This is a genomic window from Nocardia seriolae NBRC 15557 (genome assembly GCF_007990715.1).
Lineage (GTDB): Bacteria > Actinomycetota > Actinomycetes > Mycobacteriales > Mycobacteriaceae > Nocardia > Nocardia seriolae.
On sequence record NZ_BJWY01000034.1, the window covers coordinates 18,429 to 36,756 of the forward strand.

Sequence of the window (18,328 nt, forward strand, 5' to 3'; positions counted from 1 at the left end):
CTCAGAGGAAAAGGTCGGTGGTGAGCTCGCCGTCGCCCGGGACCACACGGTACTTGTCGAGGTCGGTGATGCCGTAGGCGGCGAGGACGTCGTCGTCGATGAAGAAGTTGCCGGTGGTGTCCTTGGCAGGGGAGGTCAGGACCAGGTAGGCGGCGTCGGCGTAGATGTCGGGGGTGCGGGAGGTGGCGATCATTTCCTCGCCGCCGAGGAGGTTCTTCACGGCCGCGGTGGCGATGGTGGTGCGCGGCCACAGGGAGTTCACGCCGATGCCGTACTTACGCAGCTCTTCACTCAGACCCAGTGTGGTGAGCGAAATTCCGTATTTGGCGATGGTGTAGCCCAGGGCCATGCCCGCCCACTTGGGGTCCAGGTTCAGCGGCGGGGACAGGGTGAGGATGTGGGGGTTGCGCCCGGCCTGGGCGGATTCCTTGAGGGCCGGGATGCTGAGCTTGGACAGCAGGAAGCTGCCGCGGCAATTGATGTCCTGCATGAGGTCGTACTTCTTCATGGGCAGGAGCTCGGTGGGGGAGATGTCGATGGCCGAGGCGTTGTTGACCACCATGTCGATGCCGCCGAACCGCTCCACGGTCTGACGCACCGCATCCGCCACCGCCTCATCGTCGCGCACGTCGCCGAGGTATTTCAGCACCGTGCCGCCCGCGGCCTCCAGCTCCGCGCCCGCGGTGTGAATGGTGCCGGGCAGTTTCGGATGCGGCGCATCGGTTTTCGCGATGAGGGTGATGTTCGCGCCATCGGCCGCCGCCCGCTTGGCGATCTCCAGCCCGATCCCGCGACTGCCACCCGACATGATCATGGTCCGACCCGCCAGCGGCCTCTGTGCTCCGGTCATGGATCCACTCCTGTTCTGCTGTTGTCGCCCCGAATCCGATCATCCGCGCCCGGGTGAGTCGGCGGGGCAGAAACTCTCGCATCTCGGACAGTAGGCGAGAAATGGGCACTATGCAACAAGGTGCATATAGGTAGTGCCGGCGCTACCCCACCCGGGTCCCGCGCACAACCGCGATTCGGGTGTGCGGGGCATGGGCCGCGCGCATTCGGATTCCTAGGCTCGAAATGGCCGGAAAACCGGCTTGAACAGGAGGAATATCTTCCATGAGCACAGCTCGGTCCCGTTGGCGCAGGGCGTTGGCGGCGGGGATGGTGGTGACGGCCGTGCTGGCCGTCCAGGGATGCGGTACCCATCGCGCGGCCACCGACCGTCCCGGCGCCCTCGACCCGCAACTGACCCGTCTGCTCGACGAACTGGTCCGGCAACACGGGTTTCCGGGCGCGCAGGTGACCATCGATGGCCCGGGCGGCCATCGCGTCCGCACCGCGGGGGTCGGCGACACGGCCACCGGCGCACCCATCGCCGAGGGCTCCCGGGTCCGAATCGGCAGCAATACCAAAACCTTCGTCGCCACCGTGGTCCTGCAGCTGGCCGGCGATGGCAAGGTCGACCTGGAAGCGCCGATCGAACGCTATCTACCGGGCGTGGTACGGGGCAATGGCAACGACGGCAACCGCATTACCGTCCATCAGCTGCTGCAGCACACCAGCGGCCTGCCGGACTACGTGGCCGGTGGTGATCCGGCGCTCACGCCCGCCCCGAACAGCCTGCAACTGAAGCCCGATGCCGAGGAAATCCGATGGGCCCATTACGAACCCGCTGATCTGGTGCGCATCGCCATGTCCATGCCGCCGCGATTCGAGCCCGGTGCGCGCTCGGTCTACACCAACACCAACTACGTCCTGCTCGGCATGCTGATCGAGAAGATTGCCGGCCGGTCGGCGACCACCTCGATTCCTGCGGTCTTCAGCAACAGCGCCAGCCCCTCCCGGAGCAGCGCATCATCCTCGGCGATCACCACCCGCACGACGCCATCACCCCGCTCACCTTTTTCCTCATGACCCACACGGCAATTCGACCCGCACCACGGTAGGCCCACCGGCCGGGCTGCTCAGCTCCATCCGCCCGTCCAGCGCCTCGGCCCGCCGCCGCATCCCGGCGAGCCCGCCGCCTTCGATTTCGGCCGCGCCGCCCACGCCGTCGTCGCGCACCTCGACCTCGAGCGATGCGTCGCCGCCACCGAGCCGAATCCGAACCTGCTGTGCCTCGGAATGTTTGGTCGCATTGGTGATCGCCTCCGTGATCACGAAGTACGCCGCCGCCTCGACGGCGGCCGGCAGTCGCCGCGCCATGACGAACTCGGCGTCGTCACCGGATTCCCCGCCCCGCCGGATCGTGGGACCCAGCTCGAGTTCGACGGGGATCGGGGAGCGGGCCGCCAATGCCGTGAGCGCGCTCGCCAGTCCGCGATCGGCCAGGATCGGCGGGTAGACGCTGCGCACGACGTCCCGCAGTTCCGCCAGCGCGGCCTCCGCCGTGTCCTGTGCCTTGCGCACCAGCTCACCCGCGGCCGCCGGATCCCGTTCGCGCAGCTGGTCCGCCAGCCCCAGCTGCATGATCACCGCCGCGATCCGAACCTGCGCCCCGTCGTGCAGATCCCGTTCGATGCGCCGCAACTCCGCCCCATGCGCATCCAGTGCGGCCGCGCGGGTGGCGGTCAGCTCCGCGACCCGGACCTCCAGATTCGCACCGCGCGCCGGACCGAGCGGCGTCCGAGCCAGCAGCGCCTGCCCGCGTGCGACGAGCGGGATCTGGAGGGTGAGCGCGGCCAAGGGAATCGCGATGGCCGCACTCCACCCCGCCAGCGGCCAGGAGTTCACGACGAAGCCGAAGCTGTCGACGGGCGCGTCGGGCGGAACGAACCGCCAATACACCGGTATCGCAAGCTGATTGAGGACACCGAGCGGAAGACCCACCGCGAAGAGCGCGATCACCACCCCGGTGGTGGCCTGGACGACCAGCCACCCGAGGTCACGCCGAACGGCCGGGTCCCGGAACACCGTCGCCAGCCGCTGCCGCAGATCCCCGGTGACCGGCCGGTACTCGACCACGATCGGCGCACCCAGCCGCCGCCCCGCCCGCCGCCGTTCGAACTCGGTCAGCGGCCGGATCAGCCGCAGGGCCTCCGGAATCGCCGGAATCCCCACGCCGACCAGGCCCAGCCCCGCCACCAGCAGCAACCCGACCACCGCGAACAGCGCCGCCGCCCCGGTCAACCCGCCGACCAGCAGATAACCCACGGCCCCCGGCAGGGCCCGCAGGCGGCTCGATGCGCTGGTCATCCCACCACCCTAGGCTCAGCGCCGCTTGCCGCGTTCCTTGTACATGCGGCGCTGATTCTTGTTGATGGTCTTCCACGCCTTCTCCCGCTCGGCCCGCAGCCGGGCGTCGCTGCGTGCGGCCAGCCACTCGTTCTCGCGGCTGAGCTTGCGGTAGCTGTCCAGCCGTCGCTGCGGCAGCGCGCCCGACGCGATGGCCGCGAGCACCGCGCAGCCCGGTTCGGATTCGTGCGAGCAGTCGGTGAAACGGCGCTGGGCGGACAGGGATTCGACATCGCTGAAGGTGCGGCCGAGGCCCTCGGCGGCATCCCAGAGGCCGACCGAGCGCAGGCCCGGGGTGTCGATCAGCGCACCGCCGCCGGGCAGCGGGCGCAGTTCCCGGTGCACGGTGGTGTGGCGGCCGCGCTTGTCGCCGGCGCGAACCTCGCTGGTGGCGAACACTTCCGAGCCGAGCAGGGCGTTGGCGAGGGTGGACTTGCCCGCGCCGGAGGGCCCGATGAGAGCGACGGTGCCGTAGAGCACGCCCGCCAGCACATCCATGCCGACACCGGTGGACGCGCTGACCGCCAGCACCGTCACGCCGGGCGCGGCGGCCCGGACGGCGTCGATCGGAATATCGCGTGCCAGATCGGCTTTGGTGAGCACCACGGTCGGCTGCGCACCGGATTCCCAGGCCAGGGCGAGCAGCCGCTCGATGCGGCCGAGATCGACATCTCCGTCACCGGCGGTGCAGACCAGGACGGTATCGATGTTCGCGGCCAGCACCTGGTTGGCCGACTTGGCGCGGGAATCCGGCTGTCCGGACACGGCGGCCCGGACGATGGCGGTCCGGCGCGGCAGCAGGGCGCGCACCGTGCGCCCGGCGTCGATGGCCACCCAGTCACCGGTGCACAGCCCACTGATCTCGGAATCCGAGCGGGGGAGTTGTGCACGCACCACCGCGGCCGTCAACCGGCTCTGGTAGTCGGCGGTGGGCAGCGGTGCGGCGATATCGCATTCGCTGCGATCCATGCGGATCACGCGGGCCGGAATCAGATCGTCACCGAGCAAGGGCAGGTAATCGGCGGCGAGGGTGGAGTTCCAGCCGAAGGGAACAAGCAGGTCGAGATCGACCGATGCCATTTGTGGAGTCCTTTGATGGGCCGAGCCCGGATCGCGGACTCAGCGAGTGGTATTCGAGGTGGATACGCGCGGGGCGACCGCTCGCCCGGGCACGACAATCCGCACTGTCGCTGTCACGTGATCCACCTCCTTCACTCCCTCGCGAGTCTCGGGGAGACTCCAGCCGAACAAGAACGGGGACAACCTTCGCAGGCTGTCCCCGTTGGCGCAACGTATTTTTCGAGCGTCAGGATTTGGGCTTGTCGAACTGCTCGCGGCGGCCCATGCGCTGTAGTCGGAGCCACTCCATCAGCCCCGCCGGATCCTTCTGCTGCACCAGGAAGAACCACCCGAATCGGGCAACCTCCTGTGGCAACAGCTTTCGCATGCCCGGCTGCGCCATCAGGTACCCGCGATTGCGATAGGTGAAGTGCCGCTTGATCGGATCGTCCGGGTACTGGGTGTGCATGCGCCCGCCCAGGATCGGCTTGAACTCGGCCGAACCGTTCGGGTGCAGGTAGGAGGTCTGCAAACAGGTGCCGAAGGGCAGCCCCGACCGCACCAGCCGCCGGTGCACCTCCACCTCGTCGCCGCGCACGAACAGCCGCAGATCCGGCACGCCGATCTTGTCCACGGCCTCGGCGGAAACCAGTGCGCCATTGAACAGCGACGCGATCCCTGGCAGGAAATCCTCGTCTCCCAGCTCCGACCGCAGTCGCCGCCACACCACCCCCCGCCGCAGCGGGAAGGCCAGCCGATCCGGATCGTCGATATCGGCGACCACCGGCGACACCTCGACCAGCTGATGCCGCTTGGCGCAATCGAACAGCGTGGCAAGCACTTCCGGCCCCTCGGGCCGCCCGTCGTCGTCGGCCAGCCACACCCAGTCCGCGCCCATGGTGAGCGCGTGCAGCATGCCGAGCGCGAAACCGCCCGCCCCGCCCAGATTGTGTTCCGAACCCAGGTAGGTGGTCTCCATGGGCTGCTGCTTGACCAGCTCCCCGACCTCGGCCTCATTGCCGTTGTCCACCACGATCAAATGGTCCAGCGGCCGGGTCTGGCTCGCGAGCACCTTCAGCGACTCGGCCAGCAGTTCCCGGCGTTTGTGCGTGACCACGATGGCGACGATGCGCGCATCATCGCCGTAGATGGGGGTGGACTGCTCACTCATGCGGGATTCCGTTCCGGTTCACGTTCACGTTCCAGATCCCGCAGCACCTGCGCCACGTGATCACCCGCCTCCGGGCCCTCGTAGGCTCGCACGACTTCCTCTATTCCACCGTGCATCCGCACGTTGCCGTGGTCGATCCAGAGAGCGGAATCACACAATTGCGCCAGGAACTCATTGGAATGCGAGGCGAACACCAGCAGACCGGAGCGGGACACCAATTCCTGCAACCGGGTTCGCGCCTTCTTCATGAACTCCGCGTCGACCGCGCCGATGCCCTCGTCGAGCAGCAGGATCTCCGGATCGATGGAGGTCACCACGCCCATGGCCAGCCGCACCCGCATGCCGGTGGAATAGGTGCGCAGCGGCATTTCCAAATAGTCGCCGAGCTCGGTGAATTCAGCGATCTCATCGATCGTGGCGAGCATCTGCTTGCGGGTCTGCCCGAGGAACAGACCGCGAATGATGATGTTGTCGTAGCCGGAGATCTCCGGATCCATGCCGACACCGAGATCGAAGACCGGCGCGACGCGTCCGCGAATCCGCGCGCTGCCGCGGGTGGGTTCGTAAATGCCCGAAAGCAGGCGCAGCAGTGTCGATTTGCCCGCGCCATTGTGGCCGACCAGGCCGACCCGATCGCCTTCCTTGAGCGACAGATTGATGTCGCGCAGCGCCTCGACCACCACCACGTCGGATTGGTTGCGGCCGATGGCACCGCCCGCCTTGCCCATGAACGCCTTCTTCAGCGAACGGGACTTGGCGTCGAAGATCGGGAACTCCACCCACGCGTTCTGGGTTTCGATACTCACATGGTCGGTCATTGAGCCTTCACACCCAGTAGGGGACGCGGGAACGGAACTGCTTCATGGCCAGCACGGCGACGGCCCAGCCGACGACCGTAATGGCCAGCACCACGATCCAGGACCGCAGCGGCTGCGGCTCGCCCAGCAGCGGCGCGCGCACGATCTCCAGATAATGGTAGGTCGGCACCAGCTCGACCAGCCGGGCCCGCTCGCTCACCGTGCCGCCCTGATCGTGCAGCGACTTGGTGCTCCACATGACCGGCGTCAGCACGAAGAGCATGAGCGTCATGCTGCCGAGGATCGGCGCGATATCGCGGTAGCGGGTGCTGAAGATGCCGAAGGCGATGGACACCCACATGGCATTGAGGAACAGCAGCAGAATGCCCGGAATCGCCAGGATGGCCGTCCAGTGCAGATCCCGCAAGACGCCGAAGCCCACCAGCATGACCAGATAGATCACCAGGTTGTGCGCGAAGAACAGGAACTGCCGCCACACCAGGCGATACACGTGCACGCTCAGTGCCGACGGCAGCTGTTTGATCAGGCCCTCATTGGCGACGAAGACATCGGAGCCCTCGAGAATGCTGGCATTGATGACATTCCAGACGATCAGGCCGACCGTCACATAGGGCAGGTAGGTGTGCAGCGGCTGATGGAACAGGGTGGCGTAGAGGAAACCCATGGCCGCTGCCTGCACACCGGTAGCGATGGTGATCCAGAAGGGACCCAGCACCGAGCGCCGATACCGCTGTTTGATGTCCTGCCAGCCGAGCGACAGCCACAGCTCGCGCTGCGAGAATCCGTCCCGGAAGTCCTTGAACGCGCGACGGAACGTCTGAGAGTCCGACACTAGCGGCACCGGGGAATTATCCGGCGCAGCCTCGGTAGTCACCGAGTCGGGGGGAGCGGCAGCAGGCACAGCACCCGACCTTATCTAATAGCTCTACCTTTGCGACGAGAAGCTGTGCCCAACTTGCCCCTCCGCTGCGCTCCGGGGCGGGTTCGCGGCGCTGGAGGTCTCGTTCTTCCCTCCCTCCGCCTCCCCCGCTTCGCTCCTCCGGCTCCACTCAGTCCAGAACGAGACGCGCCGCGAACCTGCAGGTCGACCGCTTACAGGTACTGTCCGCCGCCCGAGCTCGGCCCGCCGCGCGGGTCGCCGCCGTGGCTCATGCCCGGGGGCAGGGCCTGGCGCATCTGCTCGAGCTGGGCGCGGGCCGCCATCTGCTGGGCGAACAGCGCGGTCTGAATGCCGTGGAACAGGCCCTCGAGCCAGCCCACCAGCTGGGCCTGGGCGATGCGCAGTTCCGCGTCGGAGGGGATGGTGTCGTCGGTGAAGGGCAGGGCCAGCCGCTCGAGTTCCTCGCGGAGTTCCGGGGCCAGGCCGGTTTCCAGTTCGCGGATGGAGGTGCGGTGGATCTCGCGCAGGCGGGTGCGGGAGGCGTCGTCCAGCGGTGCGTGCCGGACCTCTTCGAGCAGCTGCTTGATCATGGTGCCGATGCGCATGACCTTCGCGGGCTGCTCGACCATGTCCGCGAGCGACTCCGGATCTCGCGAGTCGTCCGTCTCGTCCGAATTATCCGCACCGACAAGCTGTCCGGTGATCTCCACCGGTTCGCCGCCGATCTGCGCCGCCGCCGGGATGAACAGCGGCTTTCCCTCGGGGCCGAGCACGACGATGGATTCCGGCACCCCATCCGATTGCGTCATGCCCCCCATCCTGCCCAATGCGGCCCGAACCTGCCCAGCGCCACCCCAGTTCGCAATACCTGGTCGTCCGAAATGAGGCCTGAAACATGCCGGACGTCCGCTCCGATGTTCCACGGCCGAGTGACCGACCACCTGGCGGTTCGCGGCCCGTCCCGGGCTGGACTGCGCTCCACCACCCAGCGCTTGGAGCGGAAACGGGAGCGAAGCGGAGGAGCGGAGGAGGGAAGACCGGGACCTTCAGGGCCGCGAACCCTGCCGGAGCGAAGCGGAGGCAATCAAACACTGCCTACCGTTACCCAGTTGTGCCCTCTCCCTTTAGAGTGGCCAGCATGACTTACGACGTCGCACGGGTGCGGGGCCTCATACCGTCCCTGGGCGACGGCTGGATCCACCTCGACCCGCAAGCGGGCATGCTGGTCCCGGATTCGGTATCCCGGGCCGTCTCAACGGGTTTCCGGACCTCCGCCTTCTCCCATACGAACCGGCATGGCGCGGCCAAGCGCAGTGCCGCGATCCTGGAGGCGGCCCGTGAGGCCGTCGCCGATCTGGTCGGCGGCGATCCGGCGGGTGTGGTGCTCGGACCCGATCGCGCGGTACTGCTGGCCTGGCTGGCCGAATCGCTGAGCTCCCGGCTGGGTCTGGGCACCGGGATCGTGCTGTCGCGCCTGGATGACGAGGCCAATGTCGCGCCGTGGCTGCGCATCGCGAATCGCTATGGCGCGCATGTGCGCTGGGCCGAAGTCGAGATCGAGACCTGCGAAATGCCGGCCTGGCAGTTCGAGGAACTCATCGGACCCACCGCCCGGCTGGTGGCGCTGACCGCCGCCTCACCCATCGTGGGCTCCGCGCCCGCGGTGCGGGTGGCCGCGGACCGGGTGCACGAGGTCGGCGGTTTACTGGTCGCCGACTGCTTCGGGGCCGCGCCCTACGCGCTCATCGATATCGACGAACTCAATGCCGACGTGATCGCGCTCAGCGCACCCGCCTGGGGCGGCCCGCAGATCGGCGCACTGGTCTTCCGTGATCCCGCGTTCCTGGACCGGATTCCGTCCATGTCGCTCAATCCCTATGCCAAGGGCGCGGAACGGCTCGAGGTGGGCGGCCACCAGTACGCGCTGCTGGCCGGGCTCACCACCTCCATCGACTATCTGGCCGGGCTGGACGAGCGCGCCACCGGCACCCGCCGCGAGCGCCTGGAGATGTCGATCACCTCGCTGCAGGACCACCACGATTCGCTGTTCGAGGATCTGATGGCGGTACTGGACACCATCCCCAACCTGACCGTCATCGGCCGGGCCTCCACCCGCATCCCGACGGTGAGCTTCACCATCGCGGGCATGCAGGCGGAGAAGGTCTCGGCCAAGCTGGCCGATGCCCGCATCGGCACGCTCAGCGGCTCGCACGGCGGCAGCCGCCTCCTCGACGCCCTGGGCGTCAATGACGAAGGCGGTGCCGTGACCATCGGACTCGCGCCCTACACAACGAGATTCGAGATCGAGCAGCTGGGCCGCGCGCTCGCGGCGCTCGACACCTAGGGCTCCCGGATCTGCAGGACCACCTTGCCGACGGTCTCGTCGGAGTCCAGCAGGCGGTGGGCCTGCGCGGCGTCGGTGACCGGAATCTCGGCCGACACCACCGGCACCACGGTCCCGTCGGACACCAGCGGCCACAGGTGGCGGCGCAACTCGGTGATGATCTCCGCCTTCGACCCGCGTCCGGTCTCGGGCCGCCGCCGCAGATTGGTGGCGTGAATCGCACCCCGCTTGGCCAGCAGCGCACCGAGATTCAATTCCGCCTTCACCCCGCCCTGCATGCCGATCACCACCAGGTGCCCGTCCTCGGCCAGCGCCTCGACGTTCCGTTCCAGATACGCCGCGCCCATATTGTCGAGAATGATGTCCGCGCCGGGATATTCGCTGTGCAGCGTGGTCACGAAATCGTGCTCGCGGTAATTGATCAGCACCGTCGCGCCCAATTCCCGGCACCGCTCCAGCTTGAACTGCGAGCCCGCCGTGACCGCCACCCGCGCGCCCAGCGCCCGCGCCACCTGGATGGCGTGCGTGCCGATTCCGCTGCCACCCCCGTGAATCAGCAGCAATTGCCCGCTGTGCAGGCCCGCGGTCATCACCAGATTGGACCAGACCGTGGCCGCCACCTCCGGCAGTGCGGCCGCCGCGGCCACGTCCAGCCCCTCCGGCACCGGGAGCACCTGGGTCGCGGGCACGAGCACCCGCTCGGCGTAGCCGCCACCGGACAGCAGCGCGCACACCCGATCCCCGGCCCGCCAATCCCGCACCCCGGCACCGACTTCCGCGACCACGCCGGACACCTCCAGCCCCAGGATGTCGCTGGCCCCGGGCGGCGGCGGGTAGAAACCCTGCCGCTGCAACAGGTCCGCGCGATTCACCCCCGCGGCCACCACATCGATCGCAACCTCGCCCGGTCCGGGCGCGGGCAAGTCCTCCACCTGCGCCCATTTCATGACCTCGGGCCCACCGAAACCGTCGAGCGTCACCGCATACATGAAAACGAGCGTACGACCGGAGATCACCGATTAGTGTCAGGCTCTCCTCGGCGTCGGCACAGCATCCGCTCAGCATCGGCCGTCACCGTGGAACGGAGGGATTCGAAAGGAGATTCCATGATCACCACCCTGTCCGGCCTCGGCGGCATGATCATCCTGGCGGCCATGGCGATGTCGGGCTTCGTCGCGGAGGACGCGCCGCGCGCCCTGGTCCGCGTGCGCAAGCGCTGACCGCGTCCGGCATTTACCGACCGAAACCGACATTTCCGGACCCGAAAGTTACGCTCCGGGAAAGTAACTTCGACCCCCTCCGCGCGGGGGTGGAAGGTACTAGCGTTCCGGGGCATGAGCAGTTTCGTCGATTTCCAGAACGAGATCTATCTCTCCGGCCTGGCGGGCACGGTCCCGGCGCTACCGATGACGGCGGCGGGTCTGGAAGAGCGGGCTCGGGAAGTGCTGGATCCGGCGGCCTTCGCTTATGTGGCGGGCAGCGCGTCCGCCGAGCGCACCGCGCACGCCAATCTCGCCGCCTTCGAGAAATACCGGCTGCTGCCGCGCATCCTGCGCGGCGCGAGCGGCCCGGGGGCGCGCGATCTTTCGGTGGAGGTGCTCGGAACCCATTTGGCCGCACCGATTCTCACCGACCCGGTGGGCGTACTCGGCCTGCTGCACGAGCGCGGCGAGACCGTGGTCGCCGAGGTGACCCGGGAACTGGGCATCGGCATGTGCCTGTCCACCGCCGCCTCCTCCACCATCGAGGAGGTGGGTGAACGGGCCGGGGACTGGTGGTATCAGCTGTACTGGCCCAACGACACCGAGCTGGCCCGCTCCTTCGTGGAACGCGCCGAGAAGTCCGGGGCCAAGGCCATTGTCGTCACCGCGGACACCCCCAGCCTGGGCTGGCGGCCCCGCGATCTGCAGCTCGGGCACCTGCCGTTCCTTCAGGGCAAGGGCATTGCCAACTACTTATCCGATCCGGTCTTCCGCGCCAGGCTCGCCGCCCCGCCCGAGCAGAGCGCCGAGGCGCTGCAGGCGGCGGTCCTCACCTGGATCGGACTTTTCGGGAATCACGGTCTGCGCCCGGCCGATATCGCCCGGCTGCGCGACTGGACCGAACTGCCCATCGCCGTGAAGGGCGTGCTGCACCCCGACGACGCGCGCCAGGTGGTGGACGCCGGTGCGGACGCGGTGGTGGTGAGCAATCACGGCGGCCGCCAGGTGGACGGCGCGGTCGGCGCGCTCGATGCTCTGCCCACCATTGTCGCCACCGTCGGCGATCGCGCGGATGTGCTGTTCGACTCCGGGATCCGCACCGGCTCCGATGTCATGATCGCGCTCTCGCTGGGCGCCAAGGCGGTGCTCTACGGCCGGCCCTGGGTGTACGGTCTGGGCCTGGCCGGGGCCGACGGGGTGCGGCACGCGCTGCGCACCCTGCTCGCGGATTTCGATGCGGCCATGGGGCTTTCGGGCTGCACCAGCCTGCACGACCTGAGTCGCACCATGATCTCCTCGTACCGCGTTTAGCGCCGCGCCGGGGAGGAACACTGCTCTGGGAAGAGTGCGTCCGGGCCGCCGAGCGGAGGAGGGGCGATCAACCGCCGTCACAACACCGAGCGTGCGGCCGTCGACACTGGTGGCCGGATCTCGGCCGAACCCAGGTGGCTCACCCCCGAACAGCAGCGGGCGTGGCGGGCCTACATGGACGGCAGCCAGCGCCTGATGGCCGACCTCAACCGCCAGCTGCAACGCGACTGCGACCTCTCCTTCGCCGACTACCGCATCCTGGTGCAGCTCTCCGAGGCGCCGGGCCGCGCGCTGCGCATGAGCGATCTCGCCGTCGGCGTGCTCTCCTCCCGCAGCCGCCTCACCCACCAGATCCGCCGCATGGAGGCCCAGCGGATGGTCCGCCGCATCGCCTGCGAGGACGATGGCCGCGGCGTGCTGGCCCAGCTCACCGACGAGGGCCTGCGCCGCCTGCGCGCCGCCGCCCCCGGTCACGTGGCCGCCGTCCGCCGCTTCTTCGTGGACCTGCTCACACCCCAGCAGCTGGCCGCCGTCGCCGCCGCCCTCGACCTGGTGAACCTGGCCGCCGACCACCGCGCCGGTGCCCGGGAGATAGCCGATCTCGATTGACCGATCCGCCGGAACCAGAAGTGGGAGGCAGACCGCACGCGCCATCAGCTACCATCAGTCGCCTGGAAGCGTGGCAGAGCGGCCGAATGCACTCGCCTTGAAAGCGAGCGTTGTGAAAGCAACCGGGGGTTCAAATCCCTCCGCTTCCGCCATTTCTTATCGATGATGAGGTGTGTGCGTGCGCGGTTGGATCGGTATGGGTCTGGCCGTTCTCGCGCTTCACCTTCTCGGCTGGGGCACCCTGCTGTTGTTCGTGGTGCCCGGCCATCACGTGGTGCAGGGCTCGGTCTTCGGGGTCGGGCTCGGGATCACCGCCTACACCCTGGGCATGCGGCACGCCTTCGACGCAGACCACATCGCCGCCATCGACAACACCACGCGAAAACTGGTGGCGGAGAACGGTCGTGCGCGCTCGCACACCGTCGGCTTCTGGTTCGCGCTCGGGCACTCCAGCATCGTGTTCGTCATGGTGGCGCTGCTGGCGTTCGGGGTGCGGGCGCTGGCCGGGTCGCTGGAGAATCAGGGGTCGGGCCTGCACGAGTGGACCGGGCTGTGGGGGACGACCGTTTCCGGGAGCTTCCTCATCGCCATCGGATTGCTCAATCTCGTTTCGCTGATCGGGATTTGGCGGGTGTACCGGCGCATGCGCGGCGGCGACCTCGACGAGGCGGCGCTGGAACGGGCGCTCGCCGAGCGCGGCCTGCTCAACCGGTTCCTCGGGCCGGTCATGCGGCTGGTGCGCAAGCCCTGGCAGATGTATCCGGTCGGCCTGCTGTTCGGGCTCGGCTTCGACACCGTCACCGAGGTCGGCCTGCTGGTCATCGCGGGCGGCGCGGCCGCCACCGGGCTGCCCTGGTACGCGATTCTGGTGCTGCCCCTGCTGTTTTCGGCGGGCATGGCGCTGTTCGACTCGCTCGACGGCGCGTTCATGAGCCACGCCTACGACTGGGCCTTCGCGCGGCCGGTCCGCAAGATCTACTACCACCTGGTGATCACCGGCCTCTCGGTGGCGGTGGCGCTGCTCATCGGCGTGCAGGAGATCGTCTCGATCTTCGTCGAAAAGCTGGAGATCACATCGGGTTTCGTGGCCTGGATCGGGAACCTGGACCTGGGCGCCCTCGGCTACATCATCGTCGGGCTGTTCGCACTCACCTGGGCGGCGGCGCTCGCGGTCTGGCGTTTCACCGATATCGAGACGCGCTGGGAACGCGATCTCGCCGCCGACTGATCGTTTCTGGTAAATGTGGCTGAGTGGTCAGCCGCAGCGCGCGTCGCCTCCTCGGTGCCCTTGCAGGTGTCGTGCTGCTGGCGGGTGCGGTCGTCACCGAATCAGCTCCGGCCCTGACGGATCCGCCCGTCGAGACCGGCTCCAATGAGGAATCCGCGCCCGGCGTGGATCCCGTGCATCCCGGGCGGGCGCGCATCGACCGCGTGGAGCCCCTCTCCGGCAACCTCTTCGACGTCTTCGTCGCCTCCCCGGCCATGGGCCGCACCGTCCAGGTCCAGGTGCTGCTCCCCGCGCGCCGCGACTCGCCGCGCCCCACCGTCTACATGCTCGACGGCCGCAGCGCAGCCGCCGAGGTCAACAATTGGACCGCGCGCGGCGGCGCGCTGTCCTTCTTCGCCGACAAGAACGTGAACGTGGCCTTCACCCTCGGCGGCCCCGCCAGCTACTACACCGATTGGCTGCACAGCGATCCCAAGCTCGGCACCCATCGCTGGGAGACCTTCCTGACCCGCGAACTGCCCCCGCTCATCGACGCCCGCTTCGACGGCGACGGCATGAACGGCCTCGAGGGCGTCTCCATGGGCGCGGAGGCCGCCATGATGCTCGCCACCCGCAATCCGGGCCTCTATCGCGCCGTGGCGGCCCACAGCGGCTGCTACGCAATGAGTTCCGACTTCGGCCAGGCCCAGGCGCGCGCCGTGGTCGGCACCTTTGGCGGCGACCCGGACAATATGTTCGGCCCGTCCGACGATCCGCAGTGGGCCGCCCACGACGTCCTCGGTCACGCGGAAGCCCTGCGCGGCAAGGCCGTCTACCTGTCCTCCGGCAACGGCATGCCCGGCGAGCACGACACCCCCGGCAATCCGGATCTGCGCAACGCGGTGCTGTTCGGCGGGCCCATCGAGGCGGGAGCCGACATGTGCACCCGCCAATTGGCCGACAGGCTGGCGCAATTGGGCATTCCGGCAACGGTGAACCGCCGACCCACCGGAACCCACTCCTGGCCCTACTGGGCCGACGAACTGCCCCGCTCCTGGCCCACGATGGCGGCTGGGCTCGGCGTGGGTTAGCCGACCGTCGCCTCAATGTCTCGGCGTATGCCAAAGTGACAACGTATTTCGCGACGGTAGGGGTAACTCACCGGGTACGTCCAAAATCGGGTTGGCTCTCAACCGCCGGCCCGCGTTCTCGACGTCGACGGCTCTCAGCCGTGCGCTGAAGGCCCGGAGAGGCGGAATTGTGCCACGATCTCCGGGTCGGTGGCGAAGCGCAGGAAGGCGTCGTTCTCGTGCGGGTCGCCCGCGGTGACGCGCACGCCGTCGGTGCCGTAGGGCCGGATGATGACCCCGGCTTCGGTACTGGCGGCGCCGTATTCGGCGCTGCGGTCGCCCAGCGGCAGCCAGACGAAGTTGGAGTGGCTCACCGGCACCCGGTAGCCGGCTGCCAGCAGCGCGTCACGGATGCGATCGCGTTCGGCCACAACGGCATCGGTGCGCTCCAATAGCTCGTGCCGGGCCTCCAGCGAGGCGATGGCCGCGGCCTGCGCCACCCGGCTCACGCTGAACGGGATGTGCACCTTCATCAGCGCGGTGATCACCTCGGGCGCGCCGACCGCGTACCCGACGCGCAGCCCGGCCAGGCCGTACGCCTTCGAAAACGTGCGCAGCACCAGCACATTGGGCCGGGTGCGGCCCAGCTCGACGCCGTTGGGGAAGTCCTCGGCGGGCATGCGCAGGTACTCGAAGTAGGCCTCGTCCAGCACCACCAGCACGTCGGTCGGGACCTTGTCGAGGAACTCGACGATCTCGGCCTTGCCGCGCGCGGTACCGGTCGGATTGTTCGGGTTGCAGACGAATACCACCCGGGTGTTCGGGGTGATGGCGGCCGCCAAAGCGTCCAGATCGTGGGTGAATTCACCATCCAGCGGCACCTGCACCGCCTTGGCCCCCGCCACCTGCGTGACGATCGGGTACGCCTCGAACGAGCGCCAGGCGAACAGCACCTCGTCGGTGGGATTGCGGCAGGTGATCTGCACCAGCTCCTGGCACAGCGCCACGCTGCCGCACCCGGCCGCCACGTTCTCCAGCTCCACGCCCAGGAAATCCGCGATGGCGCCGCGCAATTCGATGGAGTGGTTGTCCGGGTACCGGTTGGACAGCTCGACCGCCTCGGCGATGGCCTTGGTCACCGACGGCAGCGGCGGGAAGGTGGTCTCGTTGCTGGCCAGCTTCACCGCGCCGGGGTGGGTCTTCCCGGCGACGTACGCGGGGATGGCATCGAGGTCCGGGCGAATGTGCGCGCTCACCCCTCCACCCTATGTCCCGGCTGTTTCCGGCCGCCTCGGGGTGTGAGCCCGGTTGCTCGAATGCCGCTCGGCCGGAATATCTCCGGAATACCGGACCCCCGGAAAGATTTATCGCGTTTTTACCTAGCGCAACTACAGTGGCCCTATGTCGGGCATCTATCGAGAACACGCCCCTGTGCACGACACCAGCACCGTTCCGCTCACGGTGCTCGAGCCCGAGGGACACGCTCGCGGCGGCATCGTGGTGTTGCACGAATCACGTGAATTCACCGAGCCATTGCTGGAACTCATGCACGCGCTCGCCGCGGACGGCTGGACCGTCCTGGCACCCGATCTCTTCCATCGGCCCGCCAACGGCAACACCCCCGACCGCGTCTTCGGCGAAGACCTGTTCGCCGATTTCGACGTCTGCTTCGACTGGCTCACCGGGCACGGCGTCTACCGCGACTGCATCGGCGTACTCGGCTTCGACTCCGCCGGCACCGCCGCCGCCCTGGTCGCCACCAACCGCCGTGTCGGCGCGGCCATCAGCATCGCCGCCCCCGGCATCGAGACACCCCTCACCCCGCAGGCCGTCGCCCTGCTCGCCGCCGCCCCCAACCTGAAGGCCCCCTGGCTCGGCCTCTTCGGCGAGGACGACCCCCTCACCCCGCTCGACCAGGTCGACCGCCTCCGCGATGCCGCCGCCCGCGCCGACGTCGCCACCCTCGTGGTCACCTACCCCGGCCTGCACCACCGCCCCGACCACCCCGGCTTCGACCCGTCCGCCCTCGACGACGCCTACGTCCTCGACGCGCAGGCCAGAATCTACGAATGGTTCGACTCCCACCTACGCTGACCAGCCGATTTGGCCTATTGGTCACCCGCTGTGTAATCTTCTGTCCCGGCGGTTCGAAAGGAACCGGTGCCCTCGAAGAGGGGCACCAGGAGGCGTGCCAGAGCGGCCGAATGGGACTCACTGCTAATGAGTTGTCCCTTCACGGGGACCAGAGGTTCAAATCCTCTCGCCTCCGCCACCACTCGGTACGCCGAGTGAACAAACTGAATAATCCTGCGCCCGTAGCTCAACGGATAGAGCATCTGACTACGGATCAGAAGGTTGGGAGTTCGAGTCTCTCCGGGCGCGCAAGAAGAAGACCCTGACCAGGCATTATCGGTCAGGGGCTTCTTGGTTCGGCGGGCATTATTTGACCTCCACCAAGAATATGCCAAGAATTCGCGGCCAAACGTTCCACCTGCTGGCTGCCGTCAGACCAGCCTTGAGTAAGGCCGATGCGGTGCATACTGCTTCGGGTGACTGATGCGTCCGATCCATGGGTGGTGGTGCTCACTCGCATTGGGGAGGAGGGCTGGATCCAGGACGACGTCCGGGCGTGGCTACGCAAGTGGGGTATCGACTGGAATCCGTTCACAGATGAGGAAGCCCGGTACGACACCTACTGCACAAGAGATTCGAGCACGGTCGCCCGCACCTTCTCGGTGCGGGGAAGCAAGCTGCGCCGACTGGGGCTGAGTTGAGAAGTCCTCGCCGCGATGTGGCTCCCTCCCATCATCGACAACTCCCTAGGCGCAGGACTCGATTCATGACTGCGCCCGACGACTTGCAGGACATGCTCCCGGTGCCGCAGACCGTGGCGCGGCCCGTCGTGGACTGGGGAGCCGTCGAGCGGCAGGTTGGAACGGCCCTGCCGGAGGACTACAAGCGATTGGTCGACACTTATGGCGAATCCGAGTTCTCTTCGATCGTGCGGCTGTCCGTGCCGAATGCCACTGCACCCTCACTTGATCTGGCCGGGTGGATCCGGGACGCGCGTGAACGTCTGGAGAATCCGGACCTGCCCCCGGAATGCGATCACATCCCCGACGGGTTCACCCTCGACCCGCAATCGTTGACCGCGTGGGGCAAACTCGCCGACGGCGGATACTGCCTGTGGCACTCAACCGGAGCCGACCCGAATGCCTGGCCCATCGTGGTCGGCAGCAAGACCCACAGCCGCTGGGGCTTCTACGAGGGCACCGCCACCGAGTTCTTGAAAGCGATGCTCACTCAAACGCTTCCACCGCAGCGCCTGTTCGACGAGTTCGCGGACATGGTCGACGAATTCGGCATCTACTGCGACTTCTACTTCCACGGACGGAAGATCGGCACCGTCGACGCGGACTGATGCCT

General features: G+C 67.8%; 18 protein-coding genes and 3 tRNA genes. 12 read left to right on the plus strand and 9 right to left on the minus strand.

Annotated elements, in window-relative coordinates:
• Position 1: 1 nt before the first annotated feature.
• Positions 2-850: an SDR family oxidoreductase gene (locus NS2_RS13170; RefSeq protein ID WP_033087741.1), complete on the minus strand. Its 849-nt coding sequence runs from the start codon at positions 848-850 to the stop codon at positions 2-4.
• Between the two features lie 263 nt (positions 851-1,113).
• Between NS2_RS13170 and NS2_RS13175 the strand changes: the two genes are divergently transcribed.
• Positions 1,114-1,911, plus strand: a complete 798-nt coding sequence (locus NS2_RS13175) for a serine hydrolase domain-containing protein (protein WP_081985887.1) — start codon at positions 1,114-1,116, stop codon at positions 1,909-1,911.
• On the opposite strand, the gene NS2_RS13180 is transcribed toward NS2_RS13175, so the two are convergent.
• From NS2_RS13180 to NS2_RS13205, 6 genes are all read right to left on the minus strand, one after another.
• A complete protein-coding gene (locus NS2_RS13180; RefSeq protein WP_033087742.1) occupies positions 1,906-3,192 on the minus strand; it encodes a sensor histidine kinase in 1,287 nt (428 codons plus the stop codon). The genes NS2_RS13175 and NS2_RS13180 overlap by 6 nt on opposite strands.
• Positions 3,193-3,207: 15 nt before the next feature.
• Positions 3,208-4,311: a ribosome small subunit-dependent GTPase A gene (gene rsgA / locus NS2_RS13185; protein WP_147207175.1), complete on the minus strand. Its 1,104-nt coding sequence runs from the start codon at positions 4,309-4,311 to the stop codon at positions 3,208-3,210.
• Between the two features lie 226 nt (positions 4,312-4,537).
• Entirely contained in the window at positions 4,538-5,461 is a 924-nt protein-coding gene (gene glfT1, locus NS2_RS13190) for a galactofuranosyltransferase GlfT1 (RefSeq protein WP_045438584.1), read from the minus strand.
• Positions 5,458-6,279, minus strand: a complete 822-nt coding sequence (gene wzt, locus NS2_RS13195; protein ID WP_033087744.1) for a galactan export ABC transporter ATP-binding subunit Wzt/RfbE — start codon at positions 6,277-6,279, stop codon at positions 5,458-5,460. Before wzt ends, glfT1 begins: the two co-directional genes overlap by 4 nt.
• Before the next feature lie 7 nt (positions 6,280-6,286).
• On the minus strand, positions 6,287-7,153 hold the full coding sequence (gene wzm, locus NS2_RS13200; protein WP_052086362.1) for a galactan export ABC transporter permease subunit Wzm/RfbD: 867 nt from the start codon (positions 7,151-7,153) through the stop codon (positions 6,287-6,289).
• A gap of 218 nt (positions 7,154-7,371) precedes the next feature.
• Positions 7,372-7,968: a bacterial proteasome activator family protein gene (locus NS2_RS13205; RefSeq protein WP_033087746.1), complete on the minus strand. Its 597-nt coding sequence runs from the start codon at positions 7,966-7,968 to the stop codon at positions 7,372-7,374.
• Positions 7,969-8,297: 329 nt separating this feature from the next.
• On the opposite strand from NS2_RS13205, the gene NS2_RS13210 reads away from it, so the two are divergent.
• A complete protein-coding gene (locus NS2_RS13210; protein ID WP_033087778.1) occupies positions 8,298-9,503 on the plus strand; it encodes a cysteine desulfurase-like protein in 1,206 nt (401 codons plus the stop codon).
• On the opposite strand, the gene NS2_RS13215 is transcribed toward NS2_RS13210, so the two are convergent.
• On the minus strand, positions 9,500-10,492 hold the full coding sequence (locus tag NS2_RS13215) for an NAD(P)H-quinone oxidoreductase (protein WP_033087747.1): 993 nt from the start codon (positions 10,490-10,492) through the stop codon (positions 9,500-9,502). The genes NS2_RS13210 and NS2_RS13215 overlap by 4 nt on opposite strands.
• Positions 10,493-10,837: 345 nt before the next feature.
• Between NS2_RS13215 and NS2_RS13220 the strand changes: the two genes are divergently transcribed.
• From NS2_RS13220 to NS2_RS13240, 5 genes are all read left to right on the plus strand, one after another.
• On the plus strand, positions 10,838-12,016 hold the full coding sequence (locus NS2_RS13220) for an alpha-hydroxy-acid oxidizing protein (protein WP_033087748.1): 1,179 nt from the start codon (positions 10,838-10,840) through the stop codon (positions 12,014-12,016).
• Between the two features lie 174 nt (positions 12,017-12,190).
• Positions 12,191-12,625 carry a MarR family winged helix-turn-helix transcriptional regulator gene (locus tag NS2_RS13225; RefSeq protein ID WP_081985888.1) on the plus strand — a complete coding sequence of 145 codons (435 nt, stop codon included), beginning with the start codon at positions 12,191-12,193 and terminating at the stop codon, positions 12,623-12,625.
• 64 nt (positions 12,626-12,689) lie between these two features.
• A tRNA-Ser gene (locus NS2_RS13230) sits at positions 12,690-12,777 on the plus strand.
• Between the two features lie 44 nt (positions 12,778-12,821).
• Positions 12,822-13,853, plus strand: a complete 1,032-nt coding sequence (gene nicT, locus NS2_RS13235; RefSeq protein ID WP_147207176.1) for a Nickel transporter NicT — start codon at positions 12,822-12,824, stop codon at positions 13,851-13,853.
• A gap of 23 nt (positions 13,854-13,876) precedes the next feature.
• Complete coding sequence (locus NS2_RS13240) at positions 13,877-14,923, plus strand: alpha/beta hydrolase (RefSeq protein ID WP_033087751.1); 1,047 nt, start codon at positions 13,877-13,879, stop codon at positions 14,921-14,923.
• 134 nt (positions 14,924-15,057) lie between these two features.
• On the opposite strand, the gene hisC is transcribed toward NS2_RS13240, so the two are convergent.
• Positions 15,058-16,158: a histidinol-phosphate transaminase gene (gene hisC / locus NS2_RS13245; RefSeq protein ID WP_033087752.1), complete on the minus strand. Its 1,101-nt coding sequence runs from the start codon at positions 16,156-16,158 to the stop codon at positions 15,058-15,060.
• A 145-nt stretch (positions 16,159-16,303) separates the two neighbouring features.
• On the opposite strand from hisC, the gene NS2_RS13250 reads away from it, so the two are divergent.
• The 5 genes from NS2_RS13250 (at position 16,304) to NS2_RS13270 (ending at position 18,323) form a co-directional block, all read left to right on the plus strand.
• On the plus strand, positions 16,304-16,996 hold the full coding sequence (locus tag NS2_RS13250; RefSeq protein ID WP_033087753.1) for a dienelactone hydrolase family protein: 693 nt from the start codon (positions 16,304-16,306) through the stop codon (positions 16,994-16,996).
• An 88-nt stretch (positions 16,997-17,084) separates the two neighbouring features.
• Positions 17,085-17,174, plus strand: a tRNA-Ser gene (locus tag NS2_RS13255).
• Positions 17,175-17,211: 37 nt separating this feature from the next.
• A tRNA-Arg gene (locus NS2_RS13260) sits at positions 17,212-17,284 on the plus strand.
• Between the two features lie 167 nt (positions 17,285-17,451).
• Positions 17,452-17,676, plus strand: a complete 225-nt coding sequence (locus NS2_RS13265) for a hypothetical protein (protein WP_143161504.1) — start codon at positions 17,452-17,454, stop codon at positions 17,674-17,676.
• Between the two features lie 65 nt (positions 17,677-17,741).
• Entirely contained in the window at positions 17,742-18,323 is a 582-nt protein-coding gene (locus NS2_RS13270; protein WP_033087755.1) for a hypothetical protein, read from the plus strand.
• Positions 18,324-18,328: the final 5 nt, after the last annotated feature.